Here is a 20,797-nt window from a genome sequence, read left to right as displayed (position 1 = left end):
TTTTAAACAGAAGTACAAATGCTTCAGCAGAATCCTTTAATGCCAAAGTAAAGGCTTTTAGATCACAATTTAGGGGAGTCAGGAATACGGAATACTTCTTATATCGCTTGATTAAATTATATTCTTAAAATGGTAAAAACCCAAGTTTTGGACTTGATCCGAAACCTCAGACAGGCCCAGCTTTCTTCCAAGAAATGAAAAACCCACGCTATGGGCGTGGGTTTTCTGCTTGATGTGGTCCCACCTGGGCTCGAACCAGGGACCACCTGATTATGAGTCAGGTGCTCTAACCAACTGAGCTATAGGACCATTTCCTTTTTTGCTTCCAGCTTCAAATACGCTTATTTGAAAAAGCAATCGGGAACCGCAAATTGCGGACCTGCCAACCGCAGGCGGGTGCAATATTACTACTTATTTTTCAACGCTGCAAACAAAATTACAAGCTTAATTGGGCTTTACTATACACTAGCTCCGTAAGTATCATTACTCACCTCTTTGATGAAGGATCTTCCTGACATAGCTCTATCAGGACCCCATTGGTACTCTTGGGATGTAAAAAAACCACCAATTTATTGTCCGCCCCCTTTTTGGGAACTGTATTTAAAACCGTAAATCCCTCTAAGATCAAACGCTCAATTTCCGCTTCTATATCCTCCACCGCAAAGGCAATGTGGTGTACCCCCTCCCCACGCTTCTCCAAAAACTTGGCAATAGGGCTATTGTCATCTATTGCTTGTAACAGTTCTATCTTATTGGGACCTGCTTTAAAAAAGGACGTCTTTACTCCCTCAGAAGCTACCTCTTCAATTTTATAGTGTGGCACCCCCAATATTTTCTCAAATAAGGTATTGGACGCTTCCAAATCATGTACCGCAATTCCCAAATGTTCAATTTTGTTCATTTTTACCATATTTAGCCCATACCAATATACTGGGCTCCCATTTATTTATATTGCCCGTCCATTCATTGATAAAATTCAATAAAAGGTATTAAACCTCAGGGCAGGCCCTCCCTGAACCCAATAATAGGAATCGACCCTAGGATCGAGGTATTGAACCTAGATCCCGCCGAAAATGGCGGGATTAATTCAACTTACAATTTTAAGAGCGTCCTACCGACTTCCCAAAATTGAGTTTCACTAATAAAGCGCTTCCCTTTTTCCCAAAAATACTACATTCCCCTTAATCTAAAGCTAATCCCTTCACAATCATAGAATCTATATAAATATATCGTATTTTTGCCCTATGGAAACACAACGACAGAAGAAAATAGGCGGGGTAATACAAAAAGATATCGCGGATATTTTACAACGTGCGGCAACCGATGGTGGACTAAAAGGCACACTTATTTCGGTCTCCAAAGTGTCGGTCACCTCAGACCTTTCCATCGCCAAAATATATGTGAGCATTTTTCCGGCCACCAAGGGCAAGGAATTATTGGAAGGAATAAAATCCAATCAGCCAATGATTAAACACGAACTGGCTCAACGTACCAGGCATCAGTTAAGAAGGGTGCCCGAACTGTTATTCTTTTTGGATGATTCCCTGGAATATATAGATGGCATTGAAAAATCGCTTAAGGGCGAAGAAAATCCTGTTAAAAATCCCGATCTGTTGGAGAAAAGGAAAAAATCATAAGGTTGAACTTCCCTTTATACATAGCAAAGCGGTACTTACGTTCCAAGAGTAGCCAAAATGCCGTAAACATTATCAATTTTATTACGTTTCTGGTCATCGTTATCGGATCGGCCGCATTATTTATTGTGCTTTCCGGTTTTGCGGGATTAAAAACCTTTAGCCTTTCCTATACCAACATGGTAGACCCGGATCTAAAGGCCCTACCTATAACAGGCAAATTCTTTGGCGTTTCCGAATCCCAGGACCAAGCACTTCAACAACTGCAAGACGTAATAGCCTATTCCAAGGAAATTGAGGAAAAGGTATACCTCACCCACGACCAAAAGGCCCATATTGCCTATATAAAGGGAATAGATTCTACCTATTTAAAAACTACCCCCATAGATAGTAGCCTGTACTTTTACGGAGATTGGGCCATCAACAGATTGCAAGGGGTTGTAGGACAGGGAGTCGTTAATCTTTTGGGATTGAGCATCAACAACTTTAGGAGTCCCTTGGTTATTCGAGTTCCGAAACCTGGAAAGGGTTTATTAGGACAACGATTGTTAAAGGACAGCTATAATGAGACCAACTTGGTCATCAGTGGAATCTACCAAATTGAAGAGGAATTGGATCGTAAATATGTTTTTGCAGATCTGCCATTGGTACAGGCCCTACTGGAAAAAGATAGCACCCAAATATCGGGTATCAACTTTAAGTTAAAGGAAAATGCGAATACCCCGGAACTTAGAAGACAAATTGAAGCTATTTTTCCAGGTCAAGTAGTTCTAAAGAACCGTAGGGAATTGAACAGCACCCTGTACAGAATGTTAAATACAGAAAATCTGGCCACTTACCTCATTTTTACCCTTGTACTTATAATTGCCCTTTTTAATGTAGTGGGTGCCATCATCATGATGATTCTGGACAAGCAGCAGAACTCCAAGACCTTATATAATATGGGTACTACCATAAAGGCACTTCGAAAAATATACTTTGTACAGGGTATCTTGGTAACAGGATTGGGAGGCCTTATAGGTGTTTTTTTGGGTTCCTTGTTAATATGGTCCCAATTGGCCTTCGGATGGTTAAAGATTACCCCTAGCCTGTCCTATCCAGTGGAATATAGCTTGATCAATGTATTTATTGTAATGGCAACCATTCTTGTACTGGGCATAATTGCCTCCCTGATTGCCAGCAGTAGGATCAACAAAAAATTAATTGCGCATTAACCTACAAATTCGAAGTCGCCGAATTTTTCCATCACCTCATCAAAAGCTTCAAACACATCTACAGAATGATCACTGGTGACCATCTTCATTCGGTACTCCTTAAAATTGGGTATCCCCTTGAAATAATTGGTATAGTGCCTCCGGGTTTCAAAAACGCCCAGCTGCTCCCCTTTCCAATCTATGGCCATTTGTAAATGACGCCGGGCAGCATTAACCCGCTCCTCCATGGTAGGTGGTGCGGCATGGGTCCCTGTTTTAAAATAGTGCTTTACTTCCTTAAAGAACCAGGGATACCCTATACTGGCCCTACCTATCATGGCCCCGTCCAATCCGTATTCATCCCGCATTTTCATAGCCATTTCCGGAGTATCCACGTCACCATTTCCAAAAACCGGAATATGCATGCGCTGGTTGTTCTTTACCTCCGCAATAGGTCTCCAATCGGCTTCCCCTTTGTACATTTGTACCCTTGTTCTACCGTGAATGGATATGGCCTTGCAACCTACATCCTGTAATCGCTCCGCAACCTCAACTATTTTAATGGAATCGGAATCCCATCCCAAACGCGTTTTTACGGTAATGGGCAACTTGGTATGCGCTACCATAGCCTTGGTCAGGGATACCATTAAATCTATATCTTTCAGGATACCGGCCCCGGCACCTTTACTAACCACCTTTTTTACAGGACACCCAAAATTGATGTCGATAATATCCGGCCCGGATTTTTCCACTATCTCCACAGATTGTAACATGGAGTCCAAGTTGGCTCCGAAAATCTGGATCCCCACCGGACGTTCCTTTTCATATATATCCAACTTCATGACGCTTTTGGCAGCATCCCGGATAAGGCCTTCAGAGGAAATAAATTCTGTGTACACCACATCGGCTCCTTGCTCCTTGCACAAAGCACGAAAAGGGGGGTCACTAACATCTTCCATTGGTGCAAGCAACAATGGGAAATCCGGTAATTGAATGTCTCCTATTTTAGGCACAGTATTTATCCTTTAAATTTTGGGACTGCAAAATTACTGAAAAATTCTATAATCCTAAATTTCAAGGGATAAGAATAAATTAAATGCTGAACAGCACCACAAAATACGGTTTAACTTTTAATACATTTTGATCGTTATTATCGAAGGAAAATTTAATTATGAAGTAAATTAGCCCTCATGTTACCAATTGTTTCCTTGCCATTCGAGCCAATTTTGTTTGGCATAAAGATCAATATACACCTAGTGTTGGAGTATTTGGCTTTTTTTGTTGGCTTCCGATATTATCTATATATAAGAAAGCGAACAACGGATACCATCTCCAACAATAACCGGTTGTCCATTATCATCGGCGCCGTATTCGGGGCCCTTTTTTTTTCAAGGCTTATGGCCTTTTTGGAAAATCCGCCCCTTCACTACTCCCAGGGCATAATTTCCCTCCTTAACAACAAAACTATCATGGGCGGACTCTTTGGTGGGTTGTTGGGTGTGGAGTTCGTAAAAAAATTAATTGGAGAAAAACAGTCTTCCGGGGACCTGTTCACTTTGCCCATAATCCTGGGGATCGCTATTGGTCGGTTGGGTTGCCTTTTGGCAGGAACCAAAGAATTTACCTTTGGGAAAGAAACTGGTTTTTATTTTGGTATGGACTTGGGGGACGGACTTTACAGACATCCCATTGCGTTATATGAGATAGTTTTTTTACTTGGTTTGTTCTTTCTGATCAGGCAACTGCAGCAATCCCCACAACCCATGAAACATGGAAGCTATTTCAAAATTTTCATGATCGCCTATTTTTCTTTTAGGTTTATGTTGGAGTTTTTAAAGCCCAATAGCTATTTCCTATTTGGCTTGAGCAGCATTCAATATTTATGCTTATTTTGTTTGTTGTATTATTATAAATCCATTGGAGAAGCCATTAACTATGCCCGCAAGAAACTATACCTACTATGATTTTACCCTAAGCCTTTGCCCCGAATGTTTAAGGCGGGTAGATGCCAAGATCATTTTTGAGGATGAAAAGGTATATATGCTCAAAAATTGTAGGGAGCATGGAAAATCAAAAGTGATCATTGCCGATGATATTGACTATTACAAAAATATACGCAACTATAACAAGGCTTCGGAATACCCAAAGACTTTCAATACCAAAACCCATTATGGTTGCCCTTATGATTGCGGACTATGTCCAGATCATGAGCAACACTCCTGTCTTACGGTCGTTGAAGTTACGGACCGCTGCAACCTCAGCTGCCCTACCTGCTACGCTTCCTCTTCGCCACACTATGGAAGGCATAGGACACTGGAGGAAATAAAAAAAATGTTGGATGTTATCGTAAAAAACGAAGGCGAGCCCGATGTAGTACAGATCAGTGGCGGGGAACCTAGCATACACCCACAGTTTTTTGAAATATTGGATTATGCCAAGTCCTTACCTATTAGACATTTAATGGTAAATACCAACGGCATTGAAATCGCCAAGGATTTTGCCTTTGCGGAAAGGTTGGCCACCTACGCCCCCGATTTTGAAATTTATCTACAGTTCGATTCCCTGGATGTGCAGGTTTTAAGGACGTTGCGTGGTGCCGATTTAAAACAAACCCGCTTAAAGGCCTTGCAACATCTAAATGCCCTGAACCTTTCCACTACCTTGGTGGTTACCCTGCAGAAAGGTTTAAACGACCACGAAATGGGAGCAACCATAGATTTTGCGCTTAAGCAAAAATGCGTTCGGGGAGTAACCTTTCAGCCTACCCAAATTGCGGGAAGGCTGGAGAATTTTCAAGTTGATGAAAATAGGATTACCCTGACCGAGGTTAGACGCAAAATTTTGGAGCAATCCCCAATTTTTGAACCGGACGACCTAATTCCCGTTCCCTGTAACCCCGATGCCCTGGTCATGGGGTATGCCCTAAAGATTGGGGAAGAGGTTACTCCCTTAACGAGGTATATAAATCCGGACGACCTGCTAAATAGTGGGAAGAATACTATTATCTATGAACAGGACGAACAATTACATGAAAAAATGATTCAACTTTTCAGTACCGGGAACTCGGTTGAAAAAGCTTCGGAAAATTTAAAGTCCATCATGTGCTGCCTACCTGAAATAGATGCCCCCAATATGGGGTACGACAATTTATTCAGAATTATCATCATGCAATTTATAGATGCCTATAATTTTGACGTTAGGGCCATTAAGAAGTCTTGTGTGCATATCGTTAACAAAGATTATAAAATTATCCCCTTCGAAACTATGAACCTTTTCTACCGGGACGATAAAATAAAACGTCTCAACGAACTTAAAGAAGAAGTGGAGCACAGGCCATAAGCCAATTTCAAAATATTCGACCATTAAAAAAATCCTATGGTCGTAAGCTAGGATAAAATCAATTGTGCCATACATATTGATCTTGAAAAAATAATCCCACCCCTTTTTTCTTCAGGGTCCAATACAATTTTATGCTATCTTTAATCTTCAATTACAGTTATGATTATATTATCCCTTCTTTTTGAAGTAGGTAACCTAGGCGGGCTAGTGGCAATCCTTTTTTTGATTATGTTCGGTCCTGCCGTTCTATTATTGGTAATAGGCCTTATATTATGGTCCAAGAAGAAGAAGAAAACCAGTAAGATATTATTTATATTGGCCGGAGTGTATTTGTTGGTCAGTTTAGGGATTTGTGGAGCCTTAGTAGGTGGTTTTTAAAGCCTGTTCCTTTCATCCGTGTCTTTGGATTTATGGTTGTCCCTGATCTTCACATTACCAAAATTATATCTAAATCCCAGTGAAAACACCCTCCCGTCCGGTTTATAAATGGATGTATTGTCCTGGTTACCGTACTTCCGGGTATTTTTTAGTTTAAACTGTTTAAGTACATCGGTAAGGCCCATTGTTATGGTTCCTTTTTTTTCCCAAATATTCTTTTTCAAGGATATGCCCCATTCATTGTAGTATTCCTGTCTGGAATTCCCAATAACGATAGGGGAAACATAGCTGTAATTGAGGCTAGCCGTTAAAGACCTATCTTCCAACAGGGTAAAGTTGTTATTTAATTGTATTAAAAGCGTCCATTGTCCCTGGTCCAAGCTTTGTTGAGTTTGAATATCGGTAAATCGCTCTGCCCCATAGTAGTAAGAAGAAAGAAAATAGGTGTCCCAGGAATTTGATATCTCGTTCCTATAAATAAAATCCACCCCATAGGCCAACTCCCTATCTACATTATCCGTAATAAATCTTAAGAGATTGCTTTCATTGTCCTGAAAGGTCAATAAACGCATAATATTCCTGTGATATCTATAAAAAAGCTCCAGGGTGTAATCCCTGTCATACGTATAGGAGAGTATCACCGAATTCTTGAAGGACGGCTGTAGGTTTACATTGCCCTCCACCACGGAATTATTACTTTGAAATACTTGAAAAGGATTAATCTTATTGTAGCTGGGCCTAATGATGCTTCTTTTGTAACTACCCCCGAACCTGTGTTTTACATGAGGATTAAATTGTAAAAATACGGTAGGGAACAATTCCAAATAATGATTTTTAATCTTATCGGTACTCAGGCTGAAATCGCCTTTAGTATCCGTGTATTCAGCTCTCAATCCAGATTTGAAAGTCCAATTATTCCATTTTGCATCAAAACTGGCGTAGCCGGCAAGAATTTCCTCATCGTAAAAAAATGTACCCTCCTCAGTGGACTCTATACCTTCCTGGTCCCGGTCAAAACCCTCTTGGGCAATATAACTTTCAGAATCTATTAGGGCATACTTTATGCCCGATTCAAAATTGGCAGTCTCCCCAATAGGAGCATTAAAATCTGCCTGTGCACTGTATAGATCGGTATGCTGATGGTTAAAGGTGTTAAAATCGTTCTCCCCCACTATTGCCATATTACCATCGTAAAAATCGCTTTCCAATTCCTGGTTTTTATCATAATCATAATGGGTGTAATGTAAATTCACCGCCAGGTTGGAGCCTTGGTCGTTCAAATTGTGTTTATAATCCAAATAGAATGCCGCGTTGATCGATTCATATTTGCCATTATTAACAGTGTAAAAACCTGAAGAACTGCCATCATTGGCGTCCCGTATTTTGGTGTCGGATAAATCCCTAGTCAAATAGGAGGGGGTAAAGGTGGCAACGGTAGAAAAACTGACGGTATTATTGTCGTTAATGAGATAATCCAAAAAAGCACTGGTATTGTGTTTCTTACTTCTATAAATAACCTCCAAATCTGAAGTCCAAGTATCCCTAATTTGCCCATCCTCCATAAAGTTGGTGATATCCGTAAAATTTGTCAAAATCTTATTTTGTGTATAACTATAGTTAAAGGAGGCTTCCAATTGCTTACTCTTAAAAAAATGGCTGGTTCCGAGCATTTGCCTTGGAAATACCCCTTGACTATATTTATTATATACGGCTCCGTTGTAGCCAGCAATTAAATTCCTTTTCATTTTAATATTGATCAAGGTACCACCTTCCGCATCATATTTTGCCGGTGGCGTGGTTATCACCTCTATGGACTGGACCCCTTTTGCCGAGGTACCACTTAACAGGTTAAGGATATCCTCCGGTGGAAGGTTCACTTTCTTATCGTTGATCATTATTTGAACCCCGCTTTCCCCTTTCACCTTAATCTCATTGTTCATAACAAATACGGTAGGTGTACTCTTTAGAACATCCCATAAGTCCGAATCTGAAAGCGCAGTGTTCTCAATATTAAAGATCAAACGATCTACCTTTTGTTCCAAGGATGGTTTTTGGGAGATTAGGACCACTTCATCCAATTCCTGACCTTTTTCATCTATATAAAGTGGACCTATATCCAAATCGGAATTTACCTCTATCAATTTATAATTGGAATGGCTCCCTATATAACTGGCACGAATCAAATATTGGCCGTGGATTATATTATCCAACGAAAAAAAACCTTTTTCATCAGATGCGGCACCTTTGTAAAAACTGGTATCGGATACTTTATAAAGCAGTATGTTTGCAAAAGCGACCTCGGCACCATCTGTTTGCTCAACATGGCCTGAAACCTTGTATTCTTGACCCATCACAGGGACGCAAAATAAGAGAAAGAAGAGGGTTGAAAACTTCAACATTGTCACCAACAGTGGCATATACGTTATAAAAATTTTTAAAGTTAACTTTTTATTAACCACCCACAATAGTTTCTCCAAAATTTGTAGTAAAAATCTACCAATTCAAAATTTGGCATTGGAAATTCCCTTTTATCAACTACCAGATTAAAACCCCATTGAAGCACAAAATCCGCATTGGAGATTTTTACATTAAAAATCATGGATAAAGCCTATCTTTGCAGTTGCTTTGGTTTGTACGTTGCTTTATTGGAGTATCGATCAAAGGAAATGGAGCTTGAATTGCCTAATGCAATTATTATTTTTGACCAGGTAATTTAAGACCGAGTAAATTCAGCATAAATGAAAAACATACGGAATTTCTGCATTATTGCACATATTGATCACGGCAAGAGTACTTTGGCCGATAGATTGTTGGACTTTACTGGTTCGGTAACGGAACGGGAAAAGCAAGACCAGCTATTGGACAGTATGGATCTTGAAAGGGAGCGTGGGATCACCATTAAGAGTCATGCCATTCAAATGGATTATGAGCATGAAGGCGAAAAATATATCCTCAACCTTATAGATACTCCGGGACACGTGGATTTTTCCTATGAAGTATCGCGTTCCATAGCGGCTTGTGAGGGTGCCTTATTGGTAGTAGATGCAGCGCAGAGCATCCAAGCACAGACCATTTCCAATCTTTATTTGGCCTTGGAAAACGATCTGGAGATTATTCCCGTATTGAATAAAGTAGACCTGCCCAGTGCCAACCCGGAAGAAGTTACAGACGATATAGTGGATTTATTGGGTTGTAAACCTGAAGATGTTATCCCTGCCAGTGCTAAATCAGGTTTGGGTATCCAAGAAATTTTGACCGCGATTATAGAACGTATTCCTCCTCCCAAAGGCAATCCGGATGAATCCCTTCAGGCCTTGGTATTCGATTCCGTATACAATCCTTTCAGGGGAGTGGAAACCTATTTCAGGGTGATTAACGGGGAAATAAAAAAAGGGCAAAAAATAAAGTTTGTAGCTACAGATAAAAATTATTTTGCCGATGAAGTGGGTACCTTAAAATTGGTACAACACCCCAAACAAAGCATAAAAGCAGGGGATGTTGGTTATCTTATTACAGGCATCAAAGATGCAAGGGAAGTAAAAGTAGGGGATACCATTACAGACGCCGCGAGCCCTACAAAGAACCCTATAGGGGGGTTTGAAGATGTAAAGCCCATGGTCTTTGCCGGTATTTATCCGGTTGATACGGAAGACTATGAGGAACTCCGTTCCTCCATGGAAAAATTGCAATTAAATGATGCTTCTTTGGTATTTACCCCAGAAAGCAGTGCGGCCCTTGGGTTTGGATTTCGTTGCGGCTTCTTGGGAATGTTGCACATGGAAATCATCCAAGAACGTTTGGAGCGGGAGTTTGACATGACGGTAATCACCACCGTGCCCAACGTTAGCTACCATGCGTTTACCAGAAAAAATCCCGAAGTTCCCATTATAGTCAATAATCCTTCGGATCTACCTGATCCATCAACTTTAGATCATGTAGAGGAACCATACATTAAGGCGACGATTATTACCAAAGCCGATTTTGTAGGGAATGTTATGTCCCTATGTATAGATAAAAGAGGGCAGATCACGAACCAAACCTATTTGACCACAGAAAGGGTAGAATTAAATTTTGATATGCCCCTGGCCGAGATTGTGTTCGACTTTTACGATAGGCTAAAAACAGTTTCCAAAGGATATGCCTCCTTTGACTATACTCCAATTGGAATGAGAACCTCCAAGTTGGTAAGGGTAGATATCCTGCTCAACGCCCAACCTGTGGATGCCTTGTCGGCTTTAATACATGCCGACAACGCCGCCAATATTGGTAAAAAAATGTGCGAAAAATTGCGGGAATTGATTCCAAGACAACAATTTGATATTCCTATCCAAGCCGCCATCGGAGCCAAAATAATTTCTAGGGAAACCATTAAGGCTTTGAGAAAGGATGTAACCGCCAAGTGTTATGGAGGTGATATCTCCCGAAAGAGAAAATTATTGGAAAAACAAAAGAAGGGTAAAAAACGTATGCGTCAGGTTGGAAACGTGGAAATACCCCAGCAGGCATTTATGGCCGTACTCAAGCTGAACGATTAAAAAGTGAAGCTCAGGGCAAGCTGGTCCGTGACAAAGACAGGTCCATAAAGCATCGCAATGAAACTACTTATAATATGGAACGCAGGCCTGAACGAAAGTGATAGGAAGGCCTGTCTACCGATAGGCAGGCTTGTCTACCGATAGGCAGGCAAGTGTTGCTGCATTCCAATCCCACTTAGTTAGTTAACTATCCCCGATTGGAATATAAGGGTATGGCTTCTTTGGGACATCGACCCAGATTGTGATTCTCTTAAATATTCCTGCTTCTTGCCTATTTAGATCAAACGATTTCCCCCTTGCGTTTTACCAATAATAAACCTAAAACGGTTAGTCCGGCATTGACAGCTATATTGATAAATCCAAAGTCGAAATTAAAGGTCTTGGCAAAGAAGACACTCAATACATAAGTAAGCACCGGAGCCAACACACAGATAAGGGGTACCCATTTATCCTTAACGGAAACCTTGGTAAACATTCCCAACATATACAGGCCCAGCAACGGGCCATAGGTATACCCGGCCACTTTGAATATAAGTGATACCACATCTCCCCTACTGTTTGCAAAAAGCATAATTATTAAAAACAGAACCACTGAAAAACCCAATAGGACCCAATTCTTAAGTCTTTTTTTATCAGCACTGGATTTATGTGAGATATCTAGAAAATCATAGGTAAATGAAGTGGTAAGGGCCGTCAGGGACGAATCCACACTGGAAAATGATGCCGCAATGATTCCCAACAAAAAACTAACCCCCGCAAATACACCGAGATGGTTCAGGGCCAGATCGGGAAACAGATTGTCGGTATCCAAAAGTGCACCGTTCTCGCCCGTGGCCAAACTAATACCATTATTCTCTGCATAAATATATAATAGGACGCCCAATCCCAAAAACAAGAATTGGGTTATGGCCAAAATTAAACTATAGGTCAAAGTGTTCTTCTGTGCGTCCCACTGATTCTTACAGGTCAACGTTTTTTGCATCATATTCTGATCCAATCCTATCATGGCGATGGCCACAAGTATACCGGCAATAAACTGTTTGAAAAAATTATTGCTCGATTTATTTTCCCAATTAAATACTTCAAAATACCGGTGTTCCGTAACCTGCTGAACAGCCCCTGAAAACGACAGGTTTAAAGAATTGGTTATGGTATAGATCGTAATAACGGCTCCCATAACCAGAAAGGTCGTCTGCAAGGTATCGGTCCAAACAATGGTCTTTATTCCCGACTTATTGGTATACAACCAAACCAAAAATAAGATGATGATTACCGTTATGGGGAAGGGGATATTCAGTTTATCAAATAATGCAAATTGTAGAATTTTGGAGGCCAATAACAACCTAAGGGCCGCTCCAAAGGATTGGGAGACCAAAAAGAACAACGACCCTGTCTTATACGTTTTTACACCATATCTCTGATCCAGGTAGCCATAAATGGATACCAACTTTAATCTGTAGTACAATGGAATCAGGACAAAAGTAATGAAAAGATAACCCACAACGTTGCCTAGGATAAATTGGTAGAAATAGAAATTGTTATTGCCTACCATACCCGGAAGGGATACAAAGGTAACTCCCGAAAGTCCGGCACCCACCATTCCAAAGGCCACCAAAAACCAAGGCGATTGTCGGTCGCCCGTAAAATAAGACTCATCACTTCTATTTCTTGAGGTGAAGTAAGAAATGGTCATTAACAAAATAAAATAAATGGAAATAATGGCTAAAACTACAAGTGGATTCAATTCAGATGGATTAAATTATAACGTATAAGTATTCTTTCTATTGATACTAATTGACTAATATTCAAGGATAGGCCATTTTGGCAATACTCCATAGGATTATCCCCAGCCACTTAATTTTTCTGTTTCTTATCGGACTTATCTGCCTCCAACAACTTTCCAAGGTACACCAACTTACAGCCTTCTTCAATATCTTCAAAATTTTTGCTAAACGAAGAAATAATTTTTAGGTCTCCATCCAAGGTCTTGATAAAAATTGGAACAATATCCTTATCTGCCTTGGTAATTTCTATGAGGCCCTCATAATGTTCCTTCCCCTTTAATTCCATTTCATGGATTACTGGATTACTTCTAGCAGCTTCGGTCAAGGTAATAAAGTCATCCGTATGAGAAAAAAGACCTTCTATTGGATTGTTTTCAGGATCGTTCATTTCATCCGAATTCACCAATCTAAAGGAACCATGCTCCCCAAATTCCTTCTTGAAAGTATCTATGGCGTATTCGTTGATGTCCGAGTTACCCGTCAATGCCATTAAGTATCCCACATCGTTCAATTCTATGTTGTCCGTCAGGGTATCGGAATAAATGTTCGCTACAAAAGCCTCTAAACCAAGGTTTTTTGCCTTTTCGATATTGTTTTGGTTATTATCTATCAAAACAACATGCCTATTATTTTTCTTAAGATAACTGGCTATCAGTCTAGGTACCTTGGAGGCGCCTATGATGAGGATCCCTTCTGACTTTTCCAAGAACACCCCGAGCAATTTGGCCATGAACCTTGCTGTGGATGCATTGAGAAGTACGGTTCCCAATACAATCATAAAGACCAAGGGTGTAATATATTCCGCTCCAGGTTCCCCCCGCAGAATTAATTTGGAACCAAATAATGAGGCAATCCCTGCCGCAACGATTCCCCTGGGGCCAACCCAGCTAATAAATAATTTTTCCCTAAAATTAAGATTGGAACCCATGGTACTCAAAAATACCCCCAAAGGCCTAACCACAAAAACAACAATGGCAAAAAGTATCAAGGTATTAGGGCTGTATAATAATTCCAGCTCGGGTAAATTCATACTTGCCGACAGCAAAATGAAAAGCATAGATATTAAAAGTATACTGAGCGACTCCTTAAAATAGAGCAGCTCCTTAATATTGGGCAACTGTGTATTTCCCATGACCATTCCCATAACCACCACTGCGAGCAGCCCGGATTCATGTGCAAAAAGTTCGGAGATAACAAAAACCGAAAGTACCACTGACAAGGATACCACATTTAACAAGTAATGAGGTACGTAATTCTTTTTGATCGCCAAGGTTAAAGCATGGGCAAAAGAGAATCCAAAGGTGAAGCCCAATAACAATACTTTTACAAACTCCAAAAGTCCGGTTTGGGTATATCCTTGACCTTCCCCAATACTGATAAACTCAAAGACCAATACAGCTACAAGGGCACCAATGGGATCAATCAAAATACCCTCCCATTTCAATACTGCCGAAAGATCTTTTTTCAAAGGTATATTTCTAAGGATCGGGGTAATCACGGTTGGACCTGTAACAATTATGAGCGCCGAGAACAAAAAAGAGATTTGCCAAGGCAAATTAAATATAAAATGCGCAGCTGTCCCCGCTAAAAAAAAGGTAACTGCACTACCCAAGGTTATCAGCTTGGTAATAACCGGACCCACTCTAGTTACCTCAGAACGTTTCAAGGTAAGTCCGCCCTCAAATAGTATAACACCTATAGCCAAGGAAACAAAATGATAAAGGCTCTCCCCTAGAAACAAGCCCTCTGTCTTGTTCCATATAGGCCTTATTAGTTTGGTGCCGTCCTCTGTAAACAACGTAGAAATAGGCCCTACCAATAAACCTATGATAATAAGAGGCAAAATGGCCGGTAATTTAAAGCGCCAAGCCACCCACTGTGCAATGATACCAAGAACAATTATTCCCGCTAGTTCTACCATAAAAAAATTTAAAGCAATATAAGTTTTAATATAGAAAAAATCCATCTAAGGCAAAAAAACCTTGGCTCCTTATTAAAAAATACCCATTTTACCGTTACAGAAGAAGCTATTCATTTTAAAGATTACAACAAAAAAACCGTCTGGAAGGCATAATAATTCAAAATCTCCCATTGCTTTGGGATCAACCATCTTTTAGTTATTGATCATCGGATTTTCACAAAATTTAATAATTCTATGGAGGAATAACCTACTGCGACCATTGGCGATCGCTAGGATTAAGGGACTCTAGCAGAACGCGCGGGTTCCCCTGCATTTAAAGCCAACTATTGATAGGGACCCTACGGGGTCTCGCCTTATTGCCCTACCGGCAATTTAAGAGCACCTAACCCTTTTGCTGGAAGTGGGGATACAATAAGGTCTGTATTGGAACGGAAAATTACATGGACATTATAAAACCCATGGAAAGAATAGATTAGCCCCAACAGATAAACGCAAAGAAAAATTGGTGATAAAGTGTTAAAAAACCTCTAATAAAATCAAGTTTAAAGAAATATCCCTAGTCCTTTTGTTAATTTGCACCTTCTTTACGCTAGGTTATCTATGAAATTATACCCTATTGAATCTGGAAATTTTAAATTGGATGGAGGAGCCATGTTCGGTGTGGTACCGAAATCTATCTGGAACAGGACCAATCCTGCAGATTCCAATAATATGATAGATATGGCCGCAAGGTGTCTATTGATCGAGAATGGCGATCGGCTTACCTTGATAGATACTGGAATGGGCAATAAACAATCCGATAAGTTCTTTGGTTATTATTATAGGTGGGGGGACCATTCTTTGGATAAATCCCTTAAAAAATACGGCTTTCACAGAGATGATATAACAGATGTTTTCCTGACCCATTTACACTTTGACCATTGTGGGGGAAGTATACAATGGAACAAGGATAGAACCGGATATGAACCTGCTTTTAAAAATGCCGTCTTTTGGACCAATGAGGACCATTGGCAATGGGCCACAAAGCCCAATCCACGGGAAAAGGCATCCTTTCTGTCGGAAAACTTAATGCCCATGCAAGAAAGTGGTCAATTAAAATTTATTGAAAGAACGAAAGAGACTTTCATGGAAAAATCGGAATTGGACTTTGGAATTTTATTTGTGGACGGTCATACGGAAAAACAAATGATACCCCATATTGCATATAAGGGCAAGACCCTGGTATTTGCGGCAGACCTACTGCCCACCGCAGGTCATATTCCTCTGCCCTATGTTATGGGTTATGATACAAGGCCGTTATTAACGCTTTCTGAAAAAGCCCAGTTTTTGGAAAAAGCCGTAACAGACAATTACCATCTGTTTTTGGAACATGATGCCCACAATCAAATCTGTACCCTTCAAACTACGGAAAAGGGAATACGTTTAAAAGAAATACATAACTTTGCCCAGCTTTTTGAATAATATGATCAATAGTAGACTCCCATACATAGCAGGTCAAGACTGCACAGCAAGCTTTCATGCAAAATTACCTGGAAATCCAATTAATAAGACATTTTAATCTAACACTGTAAATATAATGACACTAACATTGAACAGATCTATTTTAGCCATCTCGGCCTCTATTTTACTTTATGGCTGTGGTAGTACTGCCCTAGTTTCCACCCCAATTGAGAATATTGATACCCTACCCCTAAAAATATCGGAATTAACCGATGCTGAAAAAAAGAATTGGGGACATGCCGATTTAATTACCGATACCATTCCAGGAATGAGTGTAGACAAGGCCTATACCGAAATAATCGGGAATAAAAAAGGGGAAAAGGTAGTCGTGGCGGTATTGGATTCAGGAATGGATCTTACCCATGAGGACTTGGTAGACGTCCTTTGGGTGAATAAGGGAGAAATTCCAGGAAACAATAAAGACGATGATAACAATGGCTATATAGATGACATACATGGTTATAACTTTTTAGGGGAGTCCTATAACGAGCAATTGGAAATGGCAAGAATTGTAGGCAAAAAATTAGGGGATGCCTCCCTTCAGGCCAAGGCCAAAAGCGACCTGGACAAAGACTACCAAAAAGCACTTCAAAACAAAGGGCAGTACGAACAAATATTGCAAGCAGTCCAAAATGCGGATGCAGAGGTCAAGGAACTCCTAGGAAAGGATAACTATACCCAAAAAGACTTGACCGAAATTAAATCGGATAACGAGACCATGCAGAGAAATGTTAGTATTCTAATGCAAATGTTGAGCATAAAGGATACTATTCCAGCAGTAATTTCAGAACTAAAGGATGGTATAAAACATTTTACCGATCAACTGAACTATAATCTAAATGTGGATTTTGACGGTAGAAAAATAGTTGGGGATGATCCTTATAATTTTGACGATAGGGGCTACGGAAACGGTAATCCTAAAAACAGGGTTGATGATGAAAGTCATGGAACGCATGTGGCGGGCATTATAGCAGCAAAAAGAAACAACGGACTTGGAGCTAATGGGGTTGCGGACAATGTAGAAATTATGAGTATCAGGGCAGTGCCCAATGGAGATGAATACGATAAGGATATTGCTTTGGGCATACGTTATGCCGTAGACAACGGGGCCAAAATTATTAACGGAAGTTTTGGAAAAGCCTACTCGCCAAACGCGGAATGGGTTTATGACGCCATTAAATACGCAGCAGACCATGATGTTCTTTTTGTGCATGCAGCAGGAAATTCGGGCGAAGATCTTGATGACCCCAATAACCCCAATTTCCCCAACGATCAAATCAATAACGGTCCTGAAATGGCTGATAATGTGATTACTGTAGGAGCTTTAACAAGTAAATACGGTTCCGAAATGGTAGCCTCATTTTCTAATTATGGCCTTATAAACGTAGATATTTTTGCCCCTGGCGATGATATCTATTCCACAATGCCCAACAACGAATACGATTTTCAGGGAGGAACTTCCATGGCCGCACCGGCTGTTGCAGGAGTTGCTGCCCTTGTTAGATCTTTTTATCCAAAATTATCAGCTTCCCAGGTAAAGGCAATTTTGTTGAATTCCGGGCTTACCACCAAATCCAAAGTAGTGGTTTCCGGGGATTCTTCTATGGCACTGGATTTTCAAAAAATCTCTAAATCAGGTAAAATGGTCAACGCCTATAATGCCTTAATTATGGCCGATGCCGTATCCAGAGGGAAAATAAAACTATAATGGAATACTTCTCATGGGTTAGCCTCTAAACATTGGCTGCCCTTGACCTGTAATAAATAGATGCTACAAATTAAAGGTATGGAACATAACAAAGGACTTTTTTTTGGTTTAATGATTGCCGTTCTAAGCTTAACAGCACAGATGGAAGCACAAAACAATACTTCCTATTGGCAACAGCATGTGGATTATTCCATGGACGTAAACGTGGACGTTGAAAAATATCAATACAACGGAACCCAAAAATTGGTGTATACCAATAACTCCCCCGATGAATTAAGTAGAGTGTACTATCATCTTTTTTTCAATGCCTTTCAACCTGGCAGTGAAATGGACATGCGTTTACAAAGTATTGCCGACCCGGACGGTAGAATGATGGCAGACGGGAAAAGCAGGATTGCAAGTCTTAGCCCTGAAGAAATAGGATATCTTAGGGTTACTTCCCTAACTCAGGACAACCAAGCCGTTACCTATTTGGAAGAAGGTACCATTTTGGTGGTCGACTTAAATAAACCTATTCCCGCTGGTGGGAAAACCACCTTTGAAATGACCTTCAACGGGCAAATACCTTTACAAATAAGGCGAAGCGGTAGAAACAGCAGTGAGGGAGTAGCGCTCTCCATGAGTCAGTGGTACCCAAAATTGGCGGAATACGATTTTGAAGGCTGGCATGCCGATCCTTACATTGCCCGCGAATTTCATGGAGTATGGGGCAATTTTGATGTGAAGCTCACCCTGGATAAAAAATATGTGGTTGGGGGTACAGGATATTTACAGAACCCCGAAGAAATAGGCCATGGTTATGAAACCCCGGGATCCAAAGTAAAAAAGACCAAGGGCAAAACCCTTACATGGCATTTTAAAGCTCCAATGGTCCACGATTTTATGTGGGCTGCAGATCCGGACTACCTGCACGATACCCTCCAAGTAGAAAATGGGCCTATGCTCCATTTTTTCTACAAAAACGACAAGGAAATTATAGAAAATTGGAAAAAGCTTCAGCCTAAAACGGCCGAAGCCATGCAATTCTTCAATAGCAATATAGGCGATTATCCCTACAAACAATACTCTGTTATCCAAGGAGGCGATGGTGGTATGGAGTACGCCATGAGCACACTGATCACCGGTGGTAGAAACTTTGGAAGCCTAGTAGGTGTTATGGTACATGAAATGGCGCATTCCTGGTTTCAACATGTACTGGCCAGCAACGAATCCAAACACGAATGGATGGATGAAGGCTTTACCTCCTTTATCTCCAGTCTATGTATGGACCAGATCATGGATCAAAAAAAAGAAAATCCCTTTGCAAGTTCCTATCAAGGTTATTACAATTTGGTGGCTTCCGGTAAGGAACAGCCACAAACCACCCATTCCGATAGATATGAACTCAATTTTGCCTATGGGATTGCAGCCTATAGCAAAGGAGCTATCTTTCTATCACAATTGGGCTATATCATAGGGCAGGATAAGCTAATGGAAACCCTGAGAAAATATTATCAGGATTTTAAATTTAAACACCCTACCCCTAACGATATCAAAAGAACCGCCGAAAAGGTTTCCGGGATGGAATTGGACTGGTACCTTACAGATTGGACCCAAACGACAAATACCATAGATTATGGAATTAAGGCGGTTGAGGCCGATGGACAAAAAACCAAGGTAAGCATGGAGCGTATTGGCCTTATGCCAATGCCCATAGACATTTTGGTGCTTTACAATGATGGTACCCAAGAAACATTTTACGCGCCCTTGCGTATGATGTATGGTGAAAAAGAAAACCCATATCCCCATTTAAAAAGAACCGTATTGCCCGATTGGCCCTGGGCACATTCCAACTACGATTTTATCTTGGATAAGGAGCTGAATAACATTAAGGCCATTGTATTGGACCCATCCCAACTAATGGCAGATATAAATGAGGAAAACAATGTTTGGCAAGCCCAGGAATAAAAGGTATTAAACTTCAGGGCAGGCCTGCCTTTGTCGGCAGACAGGCCTGCCTGCCGACAAAGGCAGGCCCTGAACCCAATAATAGGAATCGACCCTAGGGTCCAGGTATTGAACCGAGATTCCGCCGAAAAAGGCGGGATTAGTTCAACTTGCAATTTTTAGTGCGTCTTACTGACTTCCCAAAATTGAGTTTCACTAATAAAAAATATTAGACGTTTAAATCCGTTTTAGATGGCATACCATTGCTGTTTTAAACGGATTTTTTATGGCTATATGACCAAGGTGGAACATGTACCTCGAAAATAAGGGGGATACTTCCCTAATTTTATAGCATGTAATACTCCCATAAACCCCTAATTTAAAGTTTTGTAAAAAACATAACCGTAGGTAATGGCCAAATGGATTTTGAACTATGGTGATTGTCATATCCAATAACTGTGGTTTTTATTTTACATTTACAGCAAAATGTCATTTAGCTTCCCAAAAAAAGAAAAACTAAAGAGCAAAAAACTAATTGAACAGTTGTTTGCGGAAGGGATTGGTATTACCAATTATCCCATAAAACTTGTTTATCTAAAAACCAGCTTTGAAGATAATTCCAAATGCAAAGTGGGGGTAACAGCATCCAAAAGAAATTTTAAAAGTGCCGTAAAAAGAAATAGAATCAAGAGATTGATGCGGGAGAGCTATAGGTTGAACAAACACCTAATTTTTAACAACATAGAGGGTAACTTTGCGTTTATGTTTTTATACCTTGGTAAGGAGATGCCCAAGCAATCCAAAATAACAGCTGCCATGATTCCTTTAATGCAGAAATTTGTCGTTGAAATTGCCAAAACAGGCAAATAATTTGTGAAC

Annotated in this window: 16 protein-coding genes and 1 tRNA gene; 11 read left to right on the top strand and 6 right to left on the bottom strand. The window is 40.4% G+C overall.

Going from position 1 to position 20,797, the window contains the following annotated elements:
• A partial coding sequence (locus tag C7972_RS11415) for a transposase (RefSeq protein ID WP_146216268.1) occupies positions 1-128 on the top strand: 128 nt, incomplete at its 5' end.
• Between the two features lie 107 nt (positions 129-235).
• Here the strand turns inward: C7972_RS11415 and C7972_RS11410 are convergent.
• Positions 236-309: transfer RNA gene (locus tag C7972_RS11410), tRNA-Ile, on the bottom strand.
• A 178-nt stretch (positions 310-487) separates the two neighbouring features.
• Entirely contained in the window at positions 488-901 is a 414-nt protein-coding gene (gene mce, locus C7972_RS11405; protein WP_110356293.1) for a methylmalonyl-CoA epimerase, read from the bottom strand.
• A 343-nt stretch (positions 902-1,244) separates the two neighbouring features.
• Here mce and rbfA point away from each other — a divergent pair, with 343 nt between their 5' ends.
• Together rbfA and C7972_RS11395 are read left to right on the top strand one after the other, a co-directional pair.
• Positions 1,245-1,637 (top strand): 30S ribosome-binding factor RbfA, encoded by a 393-nt coding sequence (gene rbfA, locus C7972_RS11400; protein ID WP_110356292.1) that lies wholly within the window; start codon positions 1,245-1,247, stop codon positions 1,635-1,637.
• A 2-nt stretch (positions 1,638-1,639) separates the two neighbouring features.
• Complete coding sequence (locus tag C7972_RS11395; protein WP_110356291.1) at positions 1,640-2,848, top strand: ABC transporter permease; 1,209 nt, start codon at positions 1,640-1,642, stop codon at positions 2,846-2,848.
• On the opposite strand, the gene dusB is transcribed toward C7972_RS11395, so the two are convergent.
• On the bottom strand, positions 2,845-3,840 hold the full coding sequence (gene dusB / locus C7972_RS11390) for a tRNA dihydrouridine synthase DusB (protein ID WP_110356290.1): 996 nt from the start codon (positions 3,838-3,840) through the stop codon (positions 2,845-2,847). The two genes, C7972_RS11395 and dusB, sit on opposite strands and share 4 nt — an antisense overlap.
• Before the next feature lie 177 nt (positions 3,841-4,017).
• Between dusB and C7972_RS11385 the strand changes: the two genes are divergently transcribed.
• From C7972_RS11385 to C7972_RS11375, 3 genes are all read left to right on the top strand, one after another.
• On the top strand, positions 4,018-4,791 hold the full coding sequence (locus C7972_RS11385; protein ID WP_110356289.1) for a prolipoprotein diacylglyceryl transferase: 774 nt from the start codon (positions 4,018-4,020) through the stop codon (positions 4,789-4,791).
• Positions 4,763-6,166, top strand: coding sequence for a radical SAM protein (locus C7972_RS11380; protein WP_110356288.1), 1,404 nt, complete (start codon positions 4,763-4,765; stop codon positions 6,164-6,166). The genes C7972_RS11385 and C7972_RS11380 overlap by 29 nt, the downstream gene beginning before the upstream one ends.
• 159 nt (positions 6,167-6,325) lie before the next feature.
• Positions 6,326-6,544 carry a hypothetical protein gene (locus C7972_RS11375; protein ID WP_110356287.1) on the top strand — a complete coding sequence of 73 codons (219 nt, stop codon included), beginning with the start codon at positions 6,326-6,328 and terminating at the stop codon, positions 6,542-6,544.
• On the opposite strand, the gene C7972_RS11370 is transcribed toward C7972_RS11375, so the two are convergent.
• Positions 6,541-8,895: an outer membrane beta-barrel family protein gene (locus tag C7972_RS11370; RefSeq protein WP_258364830.1), complete on the bottom strand. Its 2,355-nt coding sequence runs from the start codon at positions 8,893-8,895 to the stop codon at positions 6,541-6,543. The genes C7972_RS11375 and C7972_RS11370 overlap by 4 nt on opposite strands.
• 387 nt (positions 8,896-9,282) lie before the next feature.
• Between C7972_RS11370 and lepA the strand changes: the two genes are divergently transcribed.
• The gene (lepA, locus tag C7972_RS11365) at positions 9,283-11,079 is read left to right on the top strand and encodes a translation elongation factor 4 (protein WP_110356285.1); all 1,797 of its coding nucleotides are present in this window, start codon (positions 9,283-9,285) and stop codon (positions 11,077-11,079) included.
• Positions 11,080-11,359: 280 nt separating this feature from the next.
• On the opposite strand, the gene C7972_RS11360 is transcribed toward lepA, so the two are convergent.
• Together C7972_RS11360 and C7972_RS11355 are read right to left on the bottom strand one after the other, a co-directional pair.
• Positions 11,360-12,823, bottom strand: a complete 1,464-nt coding sequence (locus C7972_RS11360) for a sodium:solute symporter (protein WP_110356284.1) — start codon at positions 12,821-12,823, stop codon at positions 11,360-11,362.
• 110 nt (positions 12,824-12,933) lie between these two features.
• On the bottom strand, positions 12,934-14,784 hold the full coding sequence (locus tag C7972_RS11355; RefSeq protein WP_110356316.1) for a sodium:proton antiporter: 1,851 nt from the start codon (positions 14,782-14,784) through the stop codon (positions 12,934-12,936).
• A 600-nt stretch (positions 14,785-15,384) separates the two neighbouring features.
• On the opposite strand from C7972_RS11355, the gene C7972_RS11350 reads away from it, so the two are divergent.
• The 4 genes from C7972_RS11350 to rnpA all read left to right on the top strand — a co-directional run bounded on the left by C7972_RS11350 (position 15,385) and on the right by rnpA (position 20,788).
• Positions 15,385-16,245, top strand: coding sequence for an MBL fold metallo-hydrolase (locus tag C7972_RS11350; protein ID WP_110356283.1), 861 nt, complete (start codon positions 15,385-15,387; stop codon positions 16,243-16,245).
• 115 nt (positions 16,246-16,360) lie between these two features.
• Positions 16,361-17,992 carry a S8 family peptidase gene (locus C7972_RS11345; protein ID WP_110356282.1) on the top strand — a complete coding sequence of 544 codons (1,632 nt, stop codon included), beginning with the start codon at positions 16,361-16,363 and terminating at the stop codon, positions 17,990-17,992.
• A gap of 111 nt (positions 17,993-18,103) precedes the next feature.
• Entirely contained in the window at positions 18,104-19,939 is a 1,836-nt protein-coding gene (locus C7972_RS11340; protein WP_258364829.1) for a M1 family metallopeptidase, read from the top strand.
• Between the two features lie 465 nt (positions 19,940-20,404).
• Positions 20,405-20,788, top strand: a complete 384-nt coding sequence (rnpA, locus tag C7972_RS11335) for a ribonuclease P protein component (protein ID WP_110356281.1) — start codon at positions 20,405-20,407, stop codon at positions 20,786-20,788.
• Positions 20,789-20,797 lie beyond the last annotated feature (9 nt).

This window comes from Arenibacter sp. ARW7G5Y1, from assembly GCF_003201775.1.
GTDB lineage: Bacteria > Bacteroidota > Bacteroidia > Flavobacteriales > Flavobacteriaceae > Arenibacter.
The sequence above is the reverse complement of the archived record's forward strand: the minus strand, read 5'-3'. Positions and strand labels throughout refer to the sequence as shown.

Excerpts from the sequence above, each read along its gene's own strand:
- C7972_RS11340 (WP_258364829.1), top strand. The coding sequence starts at position 18,104 with ATGATTGCCGTTCTAAGCTTAACAGCACAGATGGAAGCACAAAACAAT.
- C7972_RS11350 (WP_110356283.1), top strand. The coding sequence starts at position 15,385 with ATGAAATTATACCCTATTGAATCTGGAAATTTTAAATTGGATGGAGGA.
- C7972_RS11370 (WP_258364830.1), bottom strand. The coding sequence starts at position 8,895 with ATGGGTCAAGAATACAAGGTTTCAGGCCATGTTGAGCAAACAGATGGT.
- C7972_RS11385 (WP_110356289.1), top strand. The coding sequence starts at position 4,018 with ATGTTACCAATTGTTTCCTTGCCATTCGAGCCAATTTTGTTTGGCATA.
- C7972_RS11375 (WP_110356287.1), top strand. The coding sequence starts at position 6,326 with ATGATTATATTATCCCTTCTTTTTGAAGTAGGTAACCTAGGCGGGCTA.
- lepA (WP_110356285.1), top strand. The coding sequence starts at position 9,283 with ATGAAAAACATACGGAATTTCTGCATTATTGCACATATTGATCACGGC.
- rnpA (WP_110356281.1), top strand. The coding sequence starts at position 20,405 with ATGTCATTTAGCTTCCCAAAAAAAGAAAAACTAAAGAGCAAAAAACTA.
- C7972_RS11380 (WP_110356288.1), top strand. The coding sequence starts at position 4,763 with ATGCCCGCAAGAAACTATACCTACTATGATTTTACCCTAAGCCTTTGC.
- C7972_RS11355 (WP_110356316.1), bottom strand. The coding sequence starts at position 14,784 with ATGGTAGAACTAGCGGGAATAATTGTTCTTGGTATCATTGCACAGTGG.
- C7972_RS11345 (WP_110356282.1), top strand. The coding sequence starts at position 16,361 with ATGACACTAACATTGAACAGATCTATTTTAGCCATCTCGGCCTCTATT.
- mce (WP_110356293.1), bottom strand. The coding sequence starts at position 901 with ATGAACAAAATTGAACATTTGGGAATTGCGGTACATGATTTGGAAGCG.
- rbfA (WP_110356292.1), top strand. The coding sequence starts at position 1,245 with ATGGAAACACAACGACAGAAGAAAATAGGCGGGGTAATACAAAAAGAT.